14 protein-coding genes are annotated in these 16,524 nt (G+C 71.2%); 8 read left to right on the top strand and 6 right to left on the bottom strand.

Going from position 1 to position 16,524, the window contains the following annotated elements:
• Positions 1-14: 14 nt before the first annotated feature.
• From ML539_RS14180 to rlmN, 5 genes are read left to right on the top strand one after another with little or no spacing between them, the layout of a single operon-like run.
• Entirely contained in the window at positions 15-464 is a 450-nt protein-coding gene (locus tag ML539_RS14180) for a carboxymuconolactone decarboxylase family protein (RefSeq protein WP_243324929.1), read from the top strand.
• Positions 461-919, top strand: coding sequence for a GNAT family N-acetyltransferase (locus tag ML539_RS14175; protein WP_243324927.1), 459 nt, complete (start codon positions 461-463; stop codon positions 917-919). The genes ML539_RS14180 and ML539_RS14175 overlap by 4 nt, the downstream gene beginning before the upstream one ends.
• Entirely contained in the window at positions 919-1,356 is a 438-nt protein-coding gene (locus ML539_RS14170) for a hypothetical protein (RefSeq protein ID WP_243324925.1), read from the top strand. The genes ML539_RS14175 and ML539_RS14170 overlap by 1 nt, the downstream gene beginning before the upstream one ends.
• Before the next feature lie 6 nt (positions 1,357-1,362).
• On the top strand, positions 1,363-2,265 hold the full coding sequence (locus tag ML539_RS14165; RefSeq protein WP_243324923.1) for a DMT family transporter: 903 nt from the start codon (positions 1,363-1,365) through the stop codon (positions 2,263-2,265).
• Positions 2,262-3,350, top strand: a complete 1,089-nt coding sequence (rlmN, locus tag ML539_RS14160) for a 23S rRNA (adenine(2503)-C(2))-methyltransferase RlmN (RefSeq protein WP_243324921.1) — start codon at positions 2,262-2,264, stop codon at positions 3,348-3,350. The genes ML539_RS14165 and rlmN overlap by 4 nt, the downstream gene beginning before the upstream one ends.
• Before the next feature lie 9 nt (positions 3,351-3,359).
• On the opposite strand, the gene ML539_RS14155 is transcribed toward rlmN, so the two are convergent.
• Both ML539_RS14155 and ML539_RS14150 read right to left on the bottom strand, forming a co-directional pair.
• Positions 3,360-3,908: a metal-dependent hydrolase gene (locus ML539_RS14155; RefSeq protein WP_243324919.1), complete on the bottom strand. Its 549-nt coding sequence runs from the start codon at positions 3,906-3,908 to the stop codon at positions 3,360-3,362.
• Between the two features lie 148 nt (positions 3,909-4,056).
• The gene (locus tag ML539_RS14150; RefSeq protein ID WP_243324917.1) at positions 4,057-5,187 is read right to left on the bottom strand and encodes a hypothetical protein; all 1,131 of its coding nucleotides are present in this window, start codon (positions 5,185-5,187) and stop codon (positions 4,057-4,059) included.
• 143 nt (positions 5,188-5,330) lie between these two features.
• Between ML539_RS14150 and dut the strand changes: the two genes are divergently transcribed.
• A complete protein-coding gene (gene dut / locus ML539_RS14145; RefSeq protein WP_243324915.1) occupies positions 5,331-5,786 on the top strand; it encodes a dUTP diphosphatase in 456 nt (151 codons plus the stop codon).
• Here dut and ML539_RS14140 read toward each other — a convergent pair.
• Positions 5,765-7,705 (bottom strand): diguanylate cyclase, encoded by a 1,941-nt coding sequence (locus ML539_RS14140; protein WP_243324913.1) that lies wholly within the window; start codon positions 7,703-7,705, stop codon positions 5,765-5,767. The two genes, dut and ML539_RS14140, sit on opposite strands and share 22 nt — an antisense overlap.
• 130 nt (positions 7,706-7,835) lie before the next feature.
• Between ML539_RS14140 and ML539_RS14135 the strand changes: the two genes are divergently transcribed.
• Positions 7,836-8,603, top strand: a complete 768-nt coding sequence (locus ML539_RS14135; protein WP_243324911.1) for a dienelactone hydrolase family protein — start codon at positions 7,836-7,838, stop codon at positions 8,601-8,603.
• 44 nt (positions 8,604-8,647) lie between these two features.
• On the opposite strand, the gene ML539_RS14130 is transcribed toward ML539_RS14135, so the two are convergent.
• A complete protein-coding gene (locus tag ML539_RS14130) occupies positions 8,648-11,920 on the bottom strand; it encodes a S41 family peptidase (protein WP_243324909.1) in 3,273 nt (1,090 codons plus the stop codon).
• A 141-nt stretch (positions 11,921-12,061) separates the two neighbouring features.
• Between ML539_RS14130 and ML539_RS14125 the strand changes: the two genes are divergently transcribed.
• Positions 12,062-13,588 carry a M28 family peptidase gene (locus tag ML539_RS14125; protein WP_243324907.1) on the top strand — a complete coding sequence of 509 codons (1,527 nt, stop codon included), beginning with the start codon at positions 12,062-12,064 and terminating at the stop codon, positions 13,586-13,588.
• A 313-nt stretch (positions 13,589-13,901) separates the two neighbouring features.
• On the opposite strand, the gene rsmH is transcribed toward ML539_RS14125, so the two are convergent.
• Both rsmH and ML539_RS14115 read right to left on the bottom strand, forming a co-directional pair.
• Positions 13,902-14,927: a 16S rRNA (cytosine(1402)-N(4))-methyltransferase RsmH gene (gene rsmH, locus ML539_RS14120; RefSeq protein WP_243324904.1), complete on the bottom strand. Its 1,026-nt coding sequence runs from the start codon at positions 14,925-14,927 to the stop codon at positions 13,902-13,904.
• Between the two features lie 16 nt (positions 14,928-14,943).
• Positions 14,944-16,440, bottom strand: a complete 1,497-nt coding sequence (locus ML539_RS14115) for a PLP-dependent aminotransferase family protein (RefSeq protein WP_243324902.1) — start codon at positions 16,438-16,440, stop codon at positions 14,944-14,946.
• Between the last annotated feature and the right edge of the window lie 84 nt (positions 16,441-16,524).

Below are 16,524 nucleotides of genomic sequence, written 5' to 3'. Positions count from 1 at the left end.
GCCCAGGAGGCTCCATGCGCACATCCAAACCCCACGCCGAATTCGCCCCCGCCGCCTACCAGGGGCTCCTGCAGATCTACCGCCACACCCGCTCCTGCGGACTCGAGCACGGCCTCCTCCACCTGGTGGAGCTCCGCGCCTCCCAGCTGAACGGCTGCGTCTTCTGCATGGACATGCACGCCACGGAGGCCCTTCAGGCTGGCGAATCGCCGCGCCGCCTGCACATGCTGGCCGGCTGGCGGGAGGCCGCCGTCTTCACCCCCCGGGAACGGGCGGCCCTGGCCTGGACCGAGGCCCTCACGGAGCTCCATCGCCACCAGGCGAGCGGCGCCCTCTACGCCGCGACCCTGGAGCAGTTTACGGAGCAGGAACTAGCGGACCTCACCTACGCGATCACCCTCATCAACGCCTGGAACCGCCTGGGCGTGGCCTTCCAGCCCGATGTCCCCGCGGAGGCGAAGTGAACGCCCTCACCTACCACCGGGACCGCCGCCCGCCGGTGGACGCCATCCGCGCCCTCTACGCCGCCGCGCCCCTGCGTCGCCCCATCCACGATCCCGAGCGCATCCGGCGCATGTTCCAGGATGCCAACGTGGTGATCTCCGCCTACGACGGGGACCGCCTGGTCGGCCTGCTGCGAGGCTGGACGGACTTCGTCTGGGATGGCTACGTCTGCGACCTGGCGGTGCATCCGGCTTTCCAGAAGGCGGGCGTGGGGCGCCAGCTGCTGGATCTGGCCGTGGGCCTGGGCGAGGGCATCCAGTGGGTGCTCCAGGCCGCGCCCCTGGCCCGGGACTACTACGCCCACGTGGGCTGGGAGAAGATCGAGAACGGCTGGAAGACGAGCCGCACGGGCTGGGCGCCCGGCTCGTACGAGGCCTACCAGGCCGAGCACGAGGACCTGGCGGCGAGGGCCTGATGAGCGACTCCGCCTCCCGCGCCTTCGACCGCTGGGCCCTCCGCTACGCGCGCCACTACGCACGGTGGACCCTGGGCGCGGCCTTCCTCTCGGGCATCGCCTCCCGGTTCGGGTGGTGGGGCCCGGGCCGGGGCTACGGCACCTTCGCCAACTTCATGAAGTACACGGCGCAGGTGAACAGCTTCATGCCCGCCCGCAGCATCCCCTTCCTGGCCTGGGCCGCCACGGCGGCGGAATTCACCCTGGGCCTGGCGCTGCTCCTGCCGCTGCGGGGGCGGGCGGCGCGGATCGTCGCACTGGGCAGCGCCGCCCTCCTGGCCGTCTTCGGCCTCGCCATGGCGATCTCCTTCGGCCCAAAGGAACCCCTCGACTACTCTGTCTTCTCCGCCTCGGCGGCCGCGCTGCTGGTGGCGCTGCACCCCGCCTCCGACACCTGAGGTTCCGTGAGCAACCTGTCCCTCTACCTCGCGTCCATCCTGATCTGGGGCTCCACCTGGATCGCCATCACCTATCAGTACGGCCGCGTGGCGCCCGAAGTCTCGGTGGCCTACCGCTTCGCGCTGGCGGCGGTCCTGCTTGCCGCCTGGTGCCTCCTGCGGAGGCTGAAGCTCCGCTTCACGCGGCGGGAGCACGGCTGGCTGGCCCTCCAGGGCGCCCTGATGTTCGGGATCAACTACGTCTGCGTGTACCTGGCGGAGCAGCGGATCCCTTCGGGCCTCATGGCCGTGATCTTCTCCCTGATGGCGGTCCTCAACCTGGTCGGCGCGCGGCTCTTCTTCGGCACCCCGCTGACCCGCCGGGCCCTGGCGGGCATGGCCCTCGGCGTGGCGGGCGTGGGGATCGTGTGCCTGCCCGGCGCCGCGGGGCCGCTTCAGGTCGGCCTGGACCGCGCCGGGCTGCTGTTCGCCCTGGCCGGCACCGTGGCCGCCAGCCTCAGCAACCTGGTGTCCCAGCGCAACCAGCGCCACGGCATCCCGGTCGTGCAGGGCAACGCGGTGGGCATGGCCTACGGCGCGACCTTCGTGGCCCTCTTCTGCTGGGCCGCGGGCCGGCCCTTCGCCTTCGATCTCTCGCCGCGCTACCTGGGCTCGCTGGCCTTCCTCTCCTTGTTCGGATCCGTCCTCGCCTTCGGCGCCTACCTCACCCTGGTGGGCCGCATCGGGGCCGGCCGGGCGGGCTATGCCATGATCGTCATCCCCGTGGTGGCCCTGGCCCTCTCCACGGCCTTCGAAGGGCTCCAGTGGCGCTGGGGGATGGCCCTGGGCGCGGCCCTCTGCCTGGCGGGCAACGCCCTGGTGCTGCCAGGGGCCGGATCCCGCCGGGTGGCCGATAGACTGGAGGCATGACAAGTTTTGCCCCCATGCCCTGGGACCAGCCCTGGGACCGCCCCGCCCCCGAGCGGGAGGGGCTGCCTTCGGCTTGGTCGCTGTTCCCGGAGGACCTGGCGGCCCTGGGCTGCCCGGGCAGCGCCCTGGAGACGTTCAAGCGGCTGCACCGGCCCTGGACCTGGAAGGACGGCGCACCGGACCTGGGCTCGACCATCCGCCGCTGGCTGGAGGGCGTGGCGGACCTGCGCCTGCCTTCGATCGTGGAACGCCAGGCCTCCGGCGACGGCTCCACCAAGCTGGCCCTGGAACTGGCAGACGGCAAGCGCATCGAGTCGGTCCACATGCCGCGCAAGGTGCGGAACCCCCGCGTGACCTACTGCATCTCCAGCCAGGTGGGCTGCGCCATGGGCTGCACCTTCTGCGCCACGGGCAGCATGGGCATCCTGCGCAACCTCCAGCCCGGCGAGATCCTGGGCCAGGTGCTGACGCTCATGGCGGAGCTCGGGCCGGATCGCGGCCACGAGCTGACGCTGGTGTTCATGGGCATGGGCGAACCCCTGCACAACCTCGGCCACCTGCACCGGGCCATCCGCCTCATGTGCCACCCGGCGGGCCTGGGCCTGGGTAAGAACCGCATCACCGTGAGCACCTCGGGCCTGGTGAGCGGCATCGAGAAGCTGGCGAAGCTCGAGCCCCGCCCCCTGCTGGCCCTCAGCCTCAACGCCACCACGGACGAGGCGCGGAGCCGCACCATGCCCGTGAACCGCGTGTGGAACCTGGCGCGGCTGCGGCAGGCCCTGGACGACTGGAACCCCAAGCGCGGCGAGAAGTTCTGTTTCGAGTACGTGCTCATCGCCGGCGAGAACGACACCGAGGCCGATGCGCAGCGCCTGGCGGACTGGCTGGGTGACCTGCGGAGCGGCCACAACCTGAACCTCATCCCCATGAACGAGCATGCGGCCAGTGCCTTCCGCGAGCCCGGCGAGGACCGCGTCCAGCAGTTCGCCGAGTGGCTCAAGGCGCGGGGCTGCTTTGTCACCGTCCGCCGCAGCCGGGGCCGGGACGTGCAGGGCGCCTGCGGGCAGCTGGTCAAGGGGCGCTGATCGGGCGGGTCAGAGCGTCTCCTCGGACCGCCCGCGAAGCCGGAGCCACTGGAGGGCCCGGGGCACGCTGAGCACCAGCAGGGCGGGGATCCCGATCCACACCACTTCGGTGCCCAGGGAGAACAGCAGCCAGTCGAGCAGCTTGCCGGAGAGGGGGATCGGCGACACGAAGATGGGCTGCCAGACGCTGACGAACCGGGCCTCGGAGAAGGGCAGCAGGAAGGCCACGCCGGTCCCCCCGAAGGTGCAGGCGTCCAGCAGGCTGTGGGAGAGGGCGGCCGATAGCATGCAGGCCCAGAGCCGGGGGCTCCGGAGGTGGCGCCGGAATCCGAGGAGCATGGCGGTGGCGGCCAGGAGCAGCAGGGCGAGGAGGGAGTGGCTCATGCCGCGATGGGCCAGGCTGGTCCCGTCGAGGCCAATGAAGGCGGTGAACCAGTCCAGGTCCGGGGCCAGGGCGCAGGCCGTCGCGAAGGCCAGGACCCGCCGGGGGGGGCGTCCCTGGTGGAAGGTCGCGCTGATGGTGAGGCCAGCCAAGGCGTGGCCGAAGACGGAGGACATGGATGGATCCGGGGGGTGGGGAGCGGGCTGGGGCCCGTTCGGAGGCGCCTGGCCGGACCCGCATCGGGTGCCTGTCCGCGGCAGGAAGCGCGAACCTCCAGCATAGCCGTCCCGGGCCGGCTCATCCACGGCCCCATCCGTGGGTCGGTCAGTCCTCGACGGCGAACACCACCTTGTCGTTCTTGAAGCGGGGCAGGGCGAGGAGTTCCACGGTGGCCGCCTGCCCGTCGGCGCTGAGGGTCAGGCGGTAGTGCTCGCCCGCGGTGTAGGAGCCAGGAACGACGATCACCTTGGCGATGCGCGACAGGCCCACCTCCCGGGCCCGGATGACGAGGGTGGTGCCGGTGCGGAGGTCCAGGTGGCGGGTGAAGGCCGCGTCCCGCCAGCTCGGCCCTGAGTGGTCCAGGCCAAACAGGGGGACCTTGATGATCCCCTCCTTCTCCAGCGCGGCCCGGACGCCGACCAGGTAGTGCAGCGAGTTCAGCCGGGCCAGCTGATCGGCGTTCTCCCACTGGAGCCGGGCCTGGCCCTCAAGGATGCTGAGCTGCTCCGCCTGGAGGCCGGAGATCTCGCGCTCGATGTCGCGCTTCTGGTGCTCCAGGACGCCGAGCTGCTTCTGGAGCCGCCGGCTGGCGGCCACGGCCGCGTCGCGCTGGCCGGGCAAGGGGTCGGGCTCCCGGCGGTCCAGCTCCCGGGGCGAGAGCGCGGCCCCGCCCTGGGACACCCAGGTGCCGTACTTGTCGTGGACGTAGAAGTGGTAGACCTCGAAGCCAGGGGCCATGCGTGCCGACAGGGGCACGTGGCTGAGCGTCTTCCGGGCCGCCTCCTCCGAGAGACCGCGGCCTCTGAGGAAGCGCATGGCCAGGCCGTAGTGGCTGTCGTTCGCCTGCGCGATCTCCGGCGGGGGCAGCGCCGCTTTCAAGTCCATGACCCGATCGCTCAGCGTCCGGAGCTCAGCCTCCTTGTCCAGAATCTCCAGGAGGAGGCCCCGCCGGGAGCTGTCCTGCTCGATCCGGATCCGCGCCTCCAGGGCCCGCTTCTGCGCCGGTGTCAGCAGCATGGGGCTGGCGTCCAGGCGGAGATCCCGGACCCCGACCAAGGCCAGCCTCTTGAATTGCGCGCTCCAGGCCTGCCGGAGCTGCTGGGAGGCCTCGTCCGCCTGGGCCGCCTGCTCGGTCAGGGCGCGGATCTGCGGGTCCTCGCGCTGGCAGGCCACGAAGGCGGCCAGCGCGAGCCCCGCGAGGGTCGGCGCGATCCATCGGCGGCCACCGTGGGCCATGACCCTCCCGAAAAGAACGGCGCGGGACATCCGGGCCAAAGATCAAGTTTATCAAGCCGCGGGCCCGGACCAAGGAAGGGGATCGCGACCTGGGGCGGAACCCGGGATTGCGTCCCGGCCTTTCCCCCTGGGACCCTGGTTCCATGCGCATCCCGGTCCACCAGCTCCCCCATGGCCACGGCCTCGACCTGCCCGCCGCCGCCACGGCGCACGCCGCAGGCATGGACCTGCGGGCGGCGATCCCCGAGGGTGAGGCCTGGACGATCGCGCCGGGCCAGCGGCGGCTGGTGCCCACGGGCCTGGTGCTGGCCATCCCCCAGGGCTTCGAGGGCCAGGTGCGGCCCCGCTCGGGGCTGGCCCTGCGCCACGGCCTCACGGTGCTGAACGCGCCCGGCACCATCGACGCCGACTACCGCGGCGAGGTGCAGGTGCTGCTCATCAACCATGGAGAAGCCGCCTTTGTGCTGCGCCGCGGCGAGCGCATCGCCCAGCTGCTGGTGGCCCCGGTGGAGAGCTGGACCTGGCTCCCCGAGCCCAGCGTCGAGGCCCTGGGCGACACCGGGCGCGGCGATGGGGGCTACGGCAGCACGGGGCGATAGGCCGCCGGATTCGACACCACCCGGTTCCGTCCGCCCTCCTTGGCGCGGTAGAGGGCGGCGTCGGCCCTGGCCAGGATGGCGTCCGGGGCGGCATCGCCTGGATCGAAGGCGGTCAGGCCGATGCTCACGGTCAGGATGATGGGACCCGTGCCGGACTGCACCGGCGTATGCGCCACTTGGCTCCGGAAGTACTCGGCCAAGGCCATGGCGCCCGCCTGGTCGGTGCCCGGAAGCAGGACGCCGAACTCCTCCCCACCCAGGCGGCCGAAGAGGTCCAGCCGCCGCAGCCGCACCCGGGCCAGCTCCGCGAGGTGCTTGAGCGCGAGGTCCCCGACGGCGTGGCCGTGGGTGTCGTTCACCTGCTTGAAGTGGTCGAGGTCCAGCAGGAGGAAGGCCACGGGCTTGTGGAAGCGCTTGTGGCGGGCCAGCTCCAGGTCCATCTCCTGGAGGAAGCGGCGGCGGTTGGCCACGCCCGTGAGGGGATCCGTGGTGGCCAGACGCTGCAGCTCCGCCTCCATGGCCTTGCGCTGGGTGATGTCCTCCTTGACGGCGAGGTAGTGCGTCGTCCGCCCACTGGTATCCACGATGGGGGAGATGCGGGCCAGCTCCCAGTACTCCTCGCCGTTCTTCTTCCGGTTGACCAGCTCCCCTTCCCACGGGAGGCCCTGGTTGAGGGCGGCCCACATGTCCTCGAAGGTCTTCTGTGGCGTGTGGCCGGACTTGAGGATGCGGGGGTTCTGGCCGATCGCTTCCGCTGGCGTGTAGCCCGTGGACCGGGTGAAGCCGGCATTGACGAACTGGATGTCCGCGCGCGTGTCGGTGATGACGATGGAGGCGACGCTCTGCTCCACCGCTGCGGACAGGAGCCGCTGGGACTCCGCCAGCTTCTCGCGTTCAGTGACATCCTGGCCGAGGGCCAGCAGGCCAATGACGGCTCCGCCGGCGTCCCTCAGCGGCTTGTCGTGCCACTCCACCAGGATCGTCCGCCCGTCCCGGGCCAGGATCTCGCTGGTGTTCGCGGTGCTCCTCCCTCCGGCCACCACCTCCTGGAAGCGCGCCCGCGCCTCGCTCCGCTCCGCCTCCACGGGGAAGACGGCGAACCAGTCCGCATTCTGGACCTCCGCCTGGGCGTAGCCCGAGAGCTCCTCCGCGAATCGGTTGAAGCGGAGGATCCGCCCCTCTGCGTCGAGGACGATGACGATGGCCTGGGCCGTGTCGATCAGCCCTTCCGCGAAGTCGCGCTCCCGGCGCATCGCCTCCTCCAGCTCCTTCCGCTGGGCGAGGGCCTGCTCGAGGTTCTGGGCCAGGCGCGCCTGCCGCAGGCCCAGCCGGGTCGCGATGCCGAGCATCCCGTGCAGGTACTTCGCGCCCGCGAGGAGGTAGCCCATGAAGATGAGGCACATGAGCCCGTAGGCCCACGGGAGGTGGGACTGGGCCCTGAGCAGGATCGCGGCCGCCATGGGCAGGCCCGCCAGTGTCACGAAGACCCATAGGGCGGCCGGGACGGCGGCCAGGATGGGAACCGCGCCTGCGATCATGCCCGCCAGCACCAGGCCCGTGAACATCCGCGCCTCCCCGGTGCCGTTCCACACGAAGAGGACGGCGCCCGCGCCCCAGGCCGCGGAGACGAAGGCGGTGGCCACCACGTACCTCCGGCGCCAGACCATGGCAGCCCCGGCATCCGGATTCGCGGCCGCGAAGCGACGGGCCAGGGCGTAGCGGCCCGTGGCCAACACCGCGACGAGCCCCCACCAGGCCAGGGCCAGCCTCTGCGGAACGGCCTGGGATACGTTCGCCCAGGCCAGCAGGGCGGCGTTGGCCAGGTGCACGCCCCAGGTGAAGGGTGCGTTCTTGAACATCTGGGCGGTCATCCGCCGCTGGGCTTCCGCTTCGACATCCGGGTGGAGGTGGATGGACATGACCGGGTTCCTGACGAGCCGGCTCGGGAATCGGGACCACAGCGGCTCATTCCCCTTATCGGTTCCGGGTCCCCCGCCCTGGAATTCTAGTTTGAACAGCTATAGGATCACCCTCCACCCCGGAGGCTCCATGCGACGTGCCGCCCTCGCCCTCTCCCTCGCCACCCTCCCGCTGCTGGCCGGCCAGCCGCTGACCTACGCCGACGGCGCCACCAAGCTTTCGGGCTACCTGGCGAAACCCGTGGCCAAGGGCGCCCTGAAGGGGAACATGCCTGGTGTGGTGGTCATCCACCAGTGGATGGGCCTCACGGACCATGAGCGCAGAGTCTCGGACGACCTGGCCAAGCTGGGCTATGTGGCCCTGGCCGCCGACATCTACGGCGAGGGCGTGCGGCCCGCGAACACCGCCGAGGCCGGCAAGCTGGCGGGCCAGTACAAGGGCGACCGGGCCCTCTACCGCCGGCGCATCGCCGCGGCCCTCGACGCGCTCAAGGCCCAGAAGGGCGTGGATGCCTCGCGCCTGGCCGTCATCGGCTTCTGCTTCGGCGGAACGGGGGCCCTGGAGGCGGCTCGCGCAGGCCTGCCCGTGAGGGGCGTGGTCTCCTTCCACGGCGGCCTGGACGTGCCCGCAGACTTCAAGCCCGGCCCCATCTCCGCCAAGGTGCTGGTGTGCCACGGCGCCGACGATCCCTTCGTGCCCGCCAAGGACGTGGCCGCCTTCCAGGACGAGATGCGGGCCTCGAAGGCGGACTACGTGTTCGTGGCCTATGCCGGCGCCGTGCACGCCTTCACGCAGAAGGAGGCCGGCAGAGACAACAGCAAGGGCGCGGCCTACAACGAGGCCGCCCATCGCCGGAGCTGGCAGCACATGAAGGACTTCTTCAAGGAGATCTTCTAGCGGTACAGAGTTGCGCCCCGCGATGCGGGGCGCACTAGAAAAGATCAGTTGGCGCGGTTGGGATACGCGGGCTTGGGGGCGGGAGCAGGCTGCCTCCTGATCGCCGCTTCCACCTCCTGGATGGCCCGGTCGAGCTGGGGATCCTTGCCCTGGGCCAGCAGGGCGGGATCGTCCAGCACCTCGATGTCGGGGTCCACACCGTGGCCTTCGACGATCCACTTCCCGTCCTTCGAGTAGATGCCGAAGGTGGGCACGGTCACCGTGCCGCCGTCGATGAGGGCCGGGGCTCCGCTGATGCCGATGAGCCCGCCCCAGGTGCGCCGGCCAATGAGGGGGCCGAGGCCGGCCTGGCGGAAGTAGTGGGGGAAGAGGTCGCCGCCGGAGCCGCTCCAGCCGTTGATGAGCATGGCCATGGGACCGTCGTGGGCGATCTGGGGCCACTGCCAGTCCTTGCCGTCGCGCACGCCCCAGTAGTTCAGGGTCTTGCGGCCCAGCATCTCGATGAAGCGGTCGGGGATCTGGCCGCCGCTGTTGAAGCGCTCGTCGATGATCAGGCCCGCCTTGTCCCACTGGCCGCGGAACTGGCGCACCAGGTCCGTCTGTCCGCCGATGCCCGTGTCGGGCACGTAGACATAGCCGATGCGTCCGCCGGAGGCCTTCTCCACGTATTTCCGGTTGGCCTCGATCCAGGCCCAGTAGCGCTGGGGGTAGTCGTTGGCCACGGTCGCCACCGCCACGTCGCGGGCGCCCTCCAGGGTGGGCTTGTCATTGACGGTGAGAAGCACGGTCTTGCCGGCCAGGCCCTGGAAGGCCGCCCAGGGGTCCACGCGGGGATCGAGGGGAATTCGGTTCACGGCCAGGAGGTAGTCGCCCTCCTTCACCTGGAGGCCGGGCTGGGCCAGGGGGCCGCGGACGCTGGCATCCCAGGCCGCGCCCCGCAGGATGGTCTTGATGCGGTAGGCGCCGTGCTCCAGAGCGAAGTCCGCGCCCAGGAGGCCGACGCCGAGCCGGGCCGGCATCTCCTGATCACCGCCGCCCCGGTAGGCGTGGGAGGCGTTCAGCTCGGAGATGAGCTCGCCGATGACGAAGTTCACGTCCTCGCGGGTGACGCAGCCCTGCAGCAGCTTGCCGTAGCGGGCCTTCTGGGCCTTCCAGTCCACGCCGTGCATGCCGGGGTCGTAGAACATGTCGCGCTCGAGGCGCCAGGCGTCGTTGAAGATCTGCTGCCACTCGGCCCGGGGCTCCACGGTCATCATCAGCTCGCCCGTGGGCAGCTTCTTCTCGAACTTCTGGTCGGGCTTCAGGTCCAGGAGGGCGTACTCCTGCTTCCGGTTCACCAGCACCTTCTTGCCGTCTTCGCTGAGGAGGGCGCCGTCCACGTCCGCCAGCACGGCCTTCTCCTCGCGCTCCTCCAGGTCGTAGGTGTAGAGCGTGCCCGTGAAGGTCTCGGCCATGGGGTTGAGCTGGGCTGCGCGGCGGTAGACCAGCTTGCCCTTGGTGGCGGCCAGGTCCGTGTAGTAGCCGGCCACGGGGGGCAGCAGCACCATGCGGGACTCCAGGCCGTCGAAGTCGATCTCAACGGCCTTGGGGGCCTCGGGCTTGTCGGCGTCCTTCTTGGCGCCCCCGTTGCCGGCTTCCTTCTTCTCGTCTTTCGCCTTCTCATCCTTGGTCGCGTCCGCGTCGTTGCGGGGGGCCAGGGGCGAGGGCACGTCCTTGCGCAGGGGCAGGGCCGCCAGGCGGGTGGTGGCGGCATAGACCCAGGTGCCATCCAGGTCGCTGTAGGTGGGCGCGAACTGCTGGCCGGTGCTGAGGAAGAGATACTTGCCCTCGGGGTCGAAGGCGGGGTCGCCGGCGTTGTAGAAGGGCGCCGTCACCTGGTGCCGCTGCCCGGTCTTCGTGTCGTAGATCGCGATCACGCTGTTGCGGTTGGGGGCGTCGAGGGGGAAGGCGACCCAGCGACTGTCCGGGGACCAGCTGGCGCGGAAGGCCTCCAGGGGGCCATCAAACAGGAAGAGGCCCTTGTCCACCGCCTGGACCTTGCCGGTGCCCAGGTCGCAGAGGTTGATGCGCATGGCCTGGTCGGCGAAGACCACCTGCTTCCCATCCGGCGACCAGGAGATGCGGTAGCGGAAACCGGGGCCCAGGTGCGTGACCTGGCGCTCCTGGCCGGAGCCGTCCGAGGGCCGCAGGTACAGCTCGTACTCCCCCGACCGGTCGCTGAAATAGGCCACCTGCTTGCCGTCCGGGGACAGGGCGGGGTAGCGCTCCGCCGCGCCGGGCGTGCGGGTGAGGTCCATCACGTAGCCCTTCTCGGCGGGCACGGAGAAGACCTCGCCCCGGGCCTCGAAGAGCACGCGCTTGCCCTGGGGCGAGAGGGTGGGGTTCTTCAGGAGGCGGCTGGCGTTCTCCTCCCGCGGCCTCAAGGTGGCCTGGTCCGTCACCACGTCCACTTTCACCTCGACCACCTTCTCGGAGGGCAGCTCGATGCGGTGGAGCCGGCCGCCGGCCTCGAGCACGATGTCCGAGGGGCCGATGGCCGGGAAGTGGGCGTCGTAATCCTTGAAGAAGGTGATCTGCTTGAAGGCCTTCGTGGCGAGGTCATAGGACCAGACGTTCGCGCGCTTCGCGCTATCGCGATCGGAGAGGAAGTAGAGCTTCCCGCCGTGCCACATGGGCTGGGAGTCGTTGGAGCCCCCCTCGCTGGGCAGGCGGCTGGCGGTCTTCTTCTCCAGGTCGTAGAACCAGATCTCCGAGGCCATGCCGCCGCGGTAGCGCTTCCAGGTGCGGAAGTCGGTGCTGATGGGCTGGTAGGCCAGCACCTTGCCGTCGGGGGACAGGGCGCCGAACTCGGCGTAGGGCAGGGGCAGGGCCTTCGGCAGGCCGCCCCCCTTGGCCACCGTGAAGAGCTTGTTGAAGCGATCCTTGCCCGATTCCATGCCCGAGGCGAAGAGGATGGACTTCCCGTCCGGCGTCCAGTCCACCATGCGGTCGGGCATGGGGTGGTGGGTGATCCGGGTGGGCACGCCGCCGGTGACGGGCAGGGTGTAGACATCCAGGTTCCCGTCGTAGTTGCCGCTGAAGGCCACCTCCCGGCCGTCCGGCGAGAAGCGGGCGAAGGACTCCTCGCCCTTGGGGGTGGACAGCCGCTGGGCCGTGCCGCCGGCCTTGGGGACGATCCACAGGTCGTTGGCGTAGGTGAAGACGATCTGCGTCGCCGACACGTCGGGGTAGCGCATCAGGCGGGCGTCGATCTGCGCCGAGGCGCTGACGGAAGCTGCCGCGACGAGGGCGGTGGCGAGGAGGGGCAACAGGCGCATACGTCTCTCCGGGTTCCTGAGGGGTCCAGGCAGCTTACGCAGGAGGGGGCCGGAAGGTTGAGGGCGGATGGACAGTTGCCTTGGACAACACCGACCTGTTGGGGATCCGTTAGACACTCTAAGGTGGTCCCGGAGCCCACCATGCGAACCGTCCTCTGCCTCGCCCTCGCCTGCTCGGGCCTGCTGGCCCAGCGACCTCCGGTGGACGAGGGCGCCCTGCGCGCCCACCTGTCCTTCCTGGCGGACGACGTGCTGGAGGGCCGGGGCACCGGCCAGCGCGGCGGGGAGCTGGCCGTGCGCTACCTGGAGACCCAGCTCCAGGCGATGGGCCTCCAGCCCGCGAACGGGTCCAGCTTCCGCCAGAGCGTGCGCCTTTCGGGGGTGCGACTGGAGGAGGCCGCCAGCGGCCTCGCCTTCGAGGGGCCGAAAGGGGTGACGACGCCCCTGCTCGGGACGGACCTGGTGATGGGCGCCGCCGGCGCCGAGGCCACCCTGTCCGTGGACGCGCCCCTGGTCTTCGTGGGGCATGGCATCGGCGCCTCCGGCCGGGACGACTACAAGGGGCTGGATGTGCGCGGCAAGGTCCTGGTCATGCTCGTTGGCGACCGCCGGGGAGGCGTGCCGATGCCCCTCTGCTGCCAGCCGGAGAACGAGCAGGGGCGCTGGACCTACAAGTTCGAGGAGGCCCGCCGCCGCGGCGCCGCGGGCGCGCTGCTGGTGCACACGGACACCTCCGCCGGCTACGGCTGGACCGTGGTCCGGAACAGCTGGGGCGGCGAGCGGTTCCAGCGGGAGTGCTCCGGGCAGGCCGGCGCGATGCAGGGCTGGATCACCGAGGCCTTCGCGGTCCGCCTCTTCGCGGCGGCGGGCCAGGATTTCCTTGCCCTGGCCGCGGGCGCCGACGCGCCTGGCTTCCGCCCCGTCCCGCTGCCCCTCCGCGCCAGGGGAGCGCTGCACTCCGCCGTGCGCACCCTGGAGCAGTGGAACGTGGCGGGGATCCTTCCGGGCACGGACCCTGCCCTCCGCGACGAGTGCGTGATCTACGCGGCCCACTGGGACCACTTCGGCAAGCGGCCGGATGGGGCCATCTACCCCGGGGCCGTGGACAACGCCACGGGCTGCGCGGCGGTCCTGGCCCTGGCCCAGGCGCTGGCGGCCCGGCCGCTCGCGCGCAGCGTGCTGTTCCTCTTCCCCTGCGCGGAGGAGCAGGGCCTGCTGGGTTCCTCCGCCTACGTGGCCTCGCCCCTGCGGCCCCTGGCGAAGACCCGGCTCGTCATCAACCTCGAGAGCCTGAACGTGGTGGGGCCCACCCGCGACATCGGCCTGCTGGGGTCGGACGACCCGGCCACCCGCGCCCTCTGCGCCCGGGCGGCCGCCGCCACGGGCCTCGTGATCACCCCGCCGAAGGCCGATCCGGCGGGGCTCTGCTTCCGCTCCGACCACTACCCCTTCATGAAGGCCGGCGTGCCCGCCCTGTCGCCGGGCTTCTCGCTGGACGGCGGCTGGGACTACCTGGGCGACAAGGCCGCGGCCCAGGCGAAGGCCTCGGATTTCCTGAACCACTACCACCGCCCCTCGGACCGCTACGACCCCGCCTGGAACCTGGCGGGCCTGATGCAGCAGGTGCGCTTCGCGCTGGAGCTGGGCCGCCTGGCGGGCTCGGAGTGAGCACTCGCCTCGCGATCGGTGACTCCCCAGATCGAAAAGACGAACGCGAAGGGCGCGAAGAAAAGCGCTGAAGGATGCGAAGGCGAACACATGCGTGTCGGTTGCAGGACATCCGGGCCTGCGGCCCCAGGGCGCGCAAAGCGCGGCCTGCTTCACGGGCGGCGGCTCCGGGCGGCTTCCATGGGCCGCCATGGCCGCCGCCCGTGAAGGGATGTCCGGGGCGGGACGAGTCCCATTCGCGCCATTCGCGCGCCCGCAGGGCATTTTCGCGTCATTCGCGTTCTTCTTTTCCGGATTGGCTGGGTGTGGGCCCTCAGGACGCCCGCACGGCCCAGCGGAGCTTGGCGCTGGTGGAACGCGGATTGGCACGGCGCTCCTCCGGTGACGCGCGGCGGGGCTCGGGCGCGACTTCCGCGTAGAGGCCCTCCCGCAGGCCCTGCTGAAAGGCCTTCTTCACGCGGCGGTCCTCGCCGGAGTGGAAGGTGAGGATGGCCACGCGGCCGCCGGGTTTCAAGGCGCCGGGCAGCTGGGCCAGGAAGCGGTCCAGGACGCCGAACTCGTCGTTCACGGCGATGCGCAGGGCCTGGAAGGTGCGCTGGAGGACCTTCTTGAGCTCGTCGTCGTCCAGCGCGGGCAGGGCGGCGCGCACGTGGCCCGCCAGCTCCCGCGTGGTGCCGATCCGGAGGCCTGCGATGGCCTGCGCGAGGGCGTCTGCATGGGGCTCGTCGGCGTTCTCCGCCAGCAGCTCCGCCAGGGCGGCCGCATCGAGCGCGGACAGCAGGTCCGAGGCGGGACGGCCCTTCTGGGGGTTGAGGCGCAGGTCCAGGGGCCCCTCCGCCTTCCAGGTGAACCCGCGGGCCGGGTTGTCGATCTGCATGGAGGACACGCCCAGGTCCGCCAGCGCCAGGTCGAAGGGACCGAGCTCCGCCGCCACCTTGGCGAGGCTGGCGAAGTTGGTGCGGCGCACGATCAGCGCGGTATCGTCGAAGCCCAGGGCCCGCAGCCGCGCCTCGGTGCGGGGCAGCTCGAGGGGATCCACGTCCAGTCCCACGAGGCGCCCGCCGGGCTGGAGCCGCGTCAGGAGCTCCCGAGCATGGCCGCCGTAGCCCAGGGTGGCGTCCAGGGCGACCTCACCCGGCTTGGGCGCCAGCGCCTCGAGAATCTCGTCCACCATGATCGACCGGTGGGTGCCGGCGGGCGTGTGCCCCCGGGCCGCTACCTTGGCCTGCTCCTCGGCATAGCGCTCCGGGGCCAGCTCCTTGTACTTCTCCTCGAAGCGCCGGGGGTGGGTGCCCTTGTAGCGGGGGCGGCGCGGGGGTCGCTGATCCTGGTCGTTCATGCAGCCATGGTAGCCGTCAGCTGCCTCTGACCTCGGCCAGGGCCAGGGCCATGCGGCGGCAGGCCTCGTTCTGCTCGTCCAGGTCGTGGGCGGCGAAGCCCAGGCTCAGGTAGGGCACGGGCTGGTGGTGGAGGTCGTACAGGCTCCCCGGGTAGACCACCACGCCGTGGGCGAGGCAGCGCTCGGTCCAGGCCTCGAGGGGCACGCCCTCGGCCACGCGGACCCACAGCGAGAGGCCCTCCCGCGGGTTCTTCACGGAGATGGCGGGGTGGAGGTGGAGCAGCAGGCGGTCCACCATGGTCTCCCGCCGCTCGTCCGTGAGCTTCCGCACGCGCCGCAGGTGCCGCACGATCTCGCCGTCCCGCAGGGTCTCCTCGATGGTGGCCTCCTGCACGAGATTGCCGGGCCAGTCCACCAGCTGGCGCTGCTGGGCCAGCGTCTTGATGAGGCCGGCCTCGCCCGCCAGGAAGCCCACCTGCATGCCCGGCGCGAGGATCTGCTCGAAGCTGCTGAAGTAGAGCACGCGGCCCTTGGGATCCTCGCTGGCCAGGGGCAGGCGCGGATTGCGCTCCCGGTGGAAGCCCAGGGCCGGGTCGCCTTCCAGGATGCGGAAGCCGTGGGCCTCCGAGAGCTGGAGCAGCCGCTGGCGCCGGGCCGGATCCAGGCTCACCTGGGTGGGCTGCTGGGGCGCCGTGGTGAGGTAGAGGAGGCGGATGGGCTCCCGGCGCAGGAGGTGCTCGAGGGCCTCCACGTCCAGGCCGTGGGCGTCCACGGGGACGGCGAAGAGCCGGGCGCCGGCGGCCCGGAAGGCCTCGGCCACGCGGAACTGCCCGGGGTTCTCCACGGCCACCGCGTCCCCGGGCCCGAAGAGCACCCGCGACACCAGGTTGAGGGTGCTCATCAGGCCGCGGGTGAGCAGGAGGTTCCCCGCCTCCACCGAGAGGCCGCGCAGGTCGCGCAGCATCTTGCAGAGCGAGTTCCGCAGGTCCAGCAGGCCGCGCGGATCCCAGCCCGGCTGGAGCAGGCGCTCCGGATGCAGCCGCAGCACGCGGCCGTAGGCCCGGTGGATGGCCTCCGTGGGCGTGAGCCGCAGGTCCGTGGTGTCCGGCAGGAGCTGGAAGGACTCGGGCGCGGGCATGCCGGGCTGGAAGAAGGGGCCCTCCCGGGGCGTGGTCCGCTTCCAGGAGGCCGAGTCCTGGGCGGCGATGCCCGCGGGGGCGTCGAGGACCACAGGCTGGTTCCGGGCGATGAAGGTGCCGCGATCGGGGGAGGCCTCGATCCAGCCCTCGGCCTCGAGCTCGCGGTAGGCGGCCAGCGTGGTGTTCCGGTTCACGCCGAGGAGATCGGCCATGGCCCGGGTTCCCGGGAGGGCATCCCCGGGCTTGAAGCGCCCGTGGCGGATGCCCTCCTCAATGGCCTTCACCAGCTGGAGGTACAGAGGCTCGGCATTGGATCGGTCCAGCGCGATGGCGAGGTCCCAGCTGCCCATCCGGCTCCCTGTCACGACCAGCATCCGGTTCGGAGGTACCCCCGTCAAGGTCGGTAGCCGCATGGGCCGCCGCCCGCGCTGCCGCACCCGACGCAGGGCGCCATGCCA

The organism is Geothrix sp. SG200 (assembly GCF_022808935.1).
In the GTDB taxonomy this organism is placed as follows: Bacteria; Acidobacteriota; Holophagae; order Holophagales; family Holophagaceae; genus Geothrix; species Geothrix alkalitolerans.
This window is presented reverse-complemented; position numbering and strand designations above follow the sequence as displayed.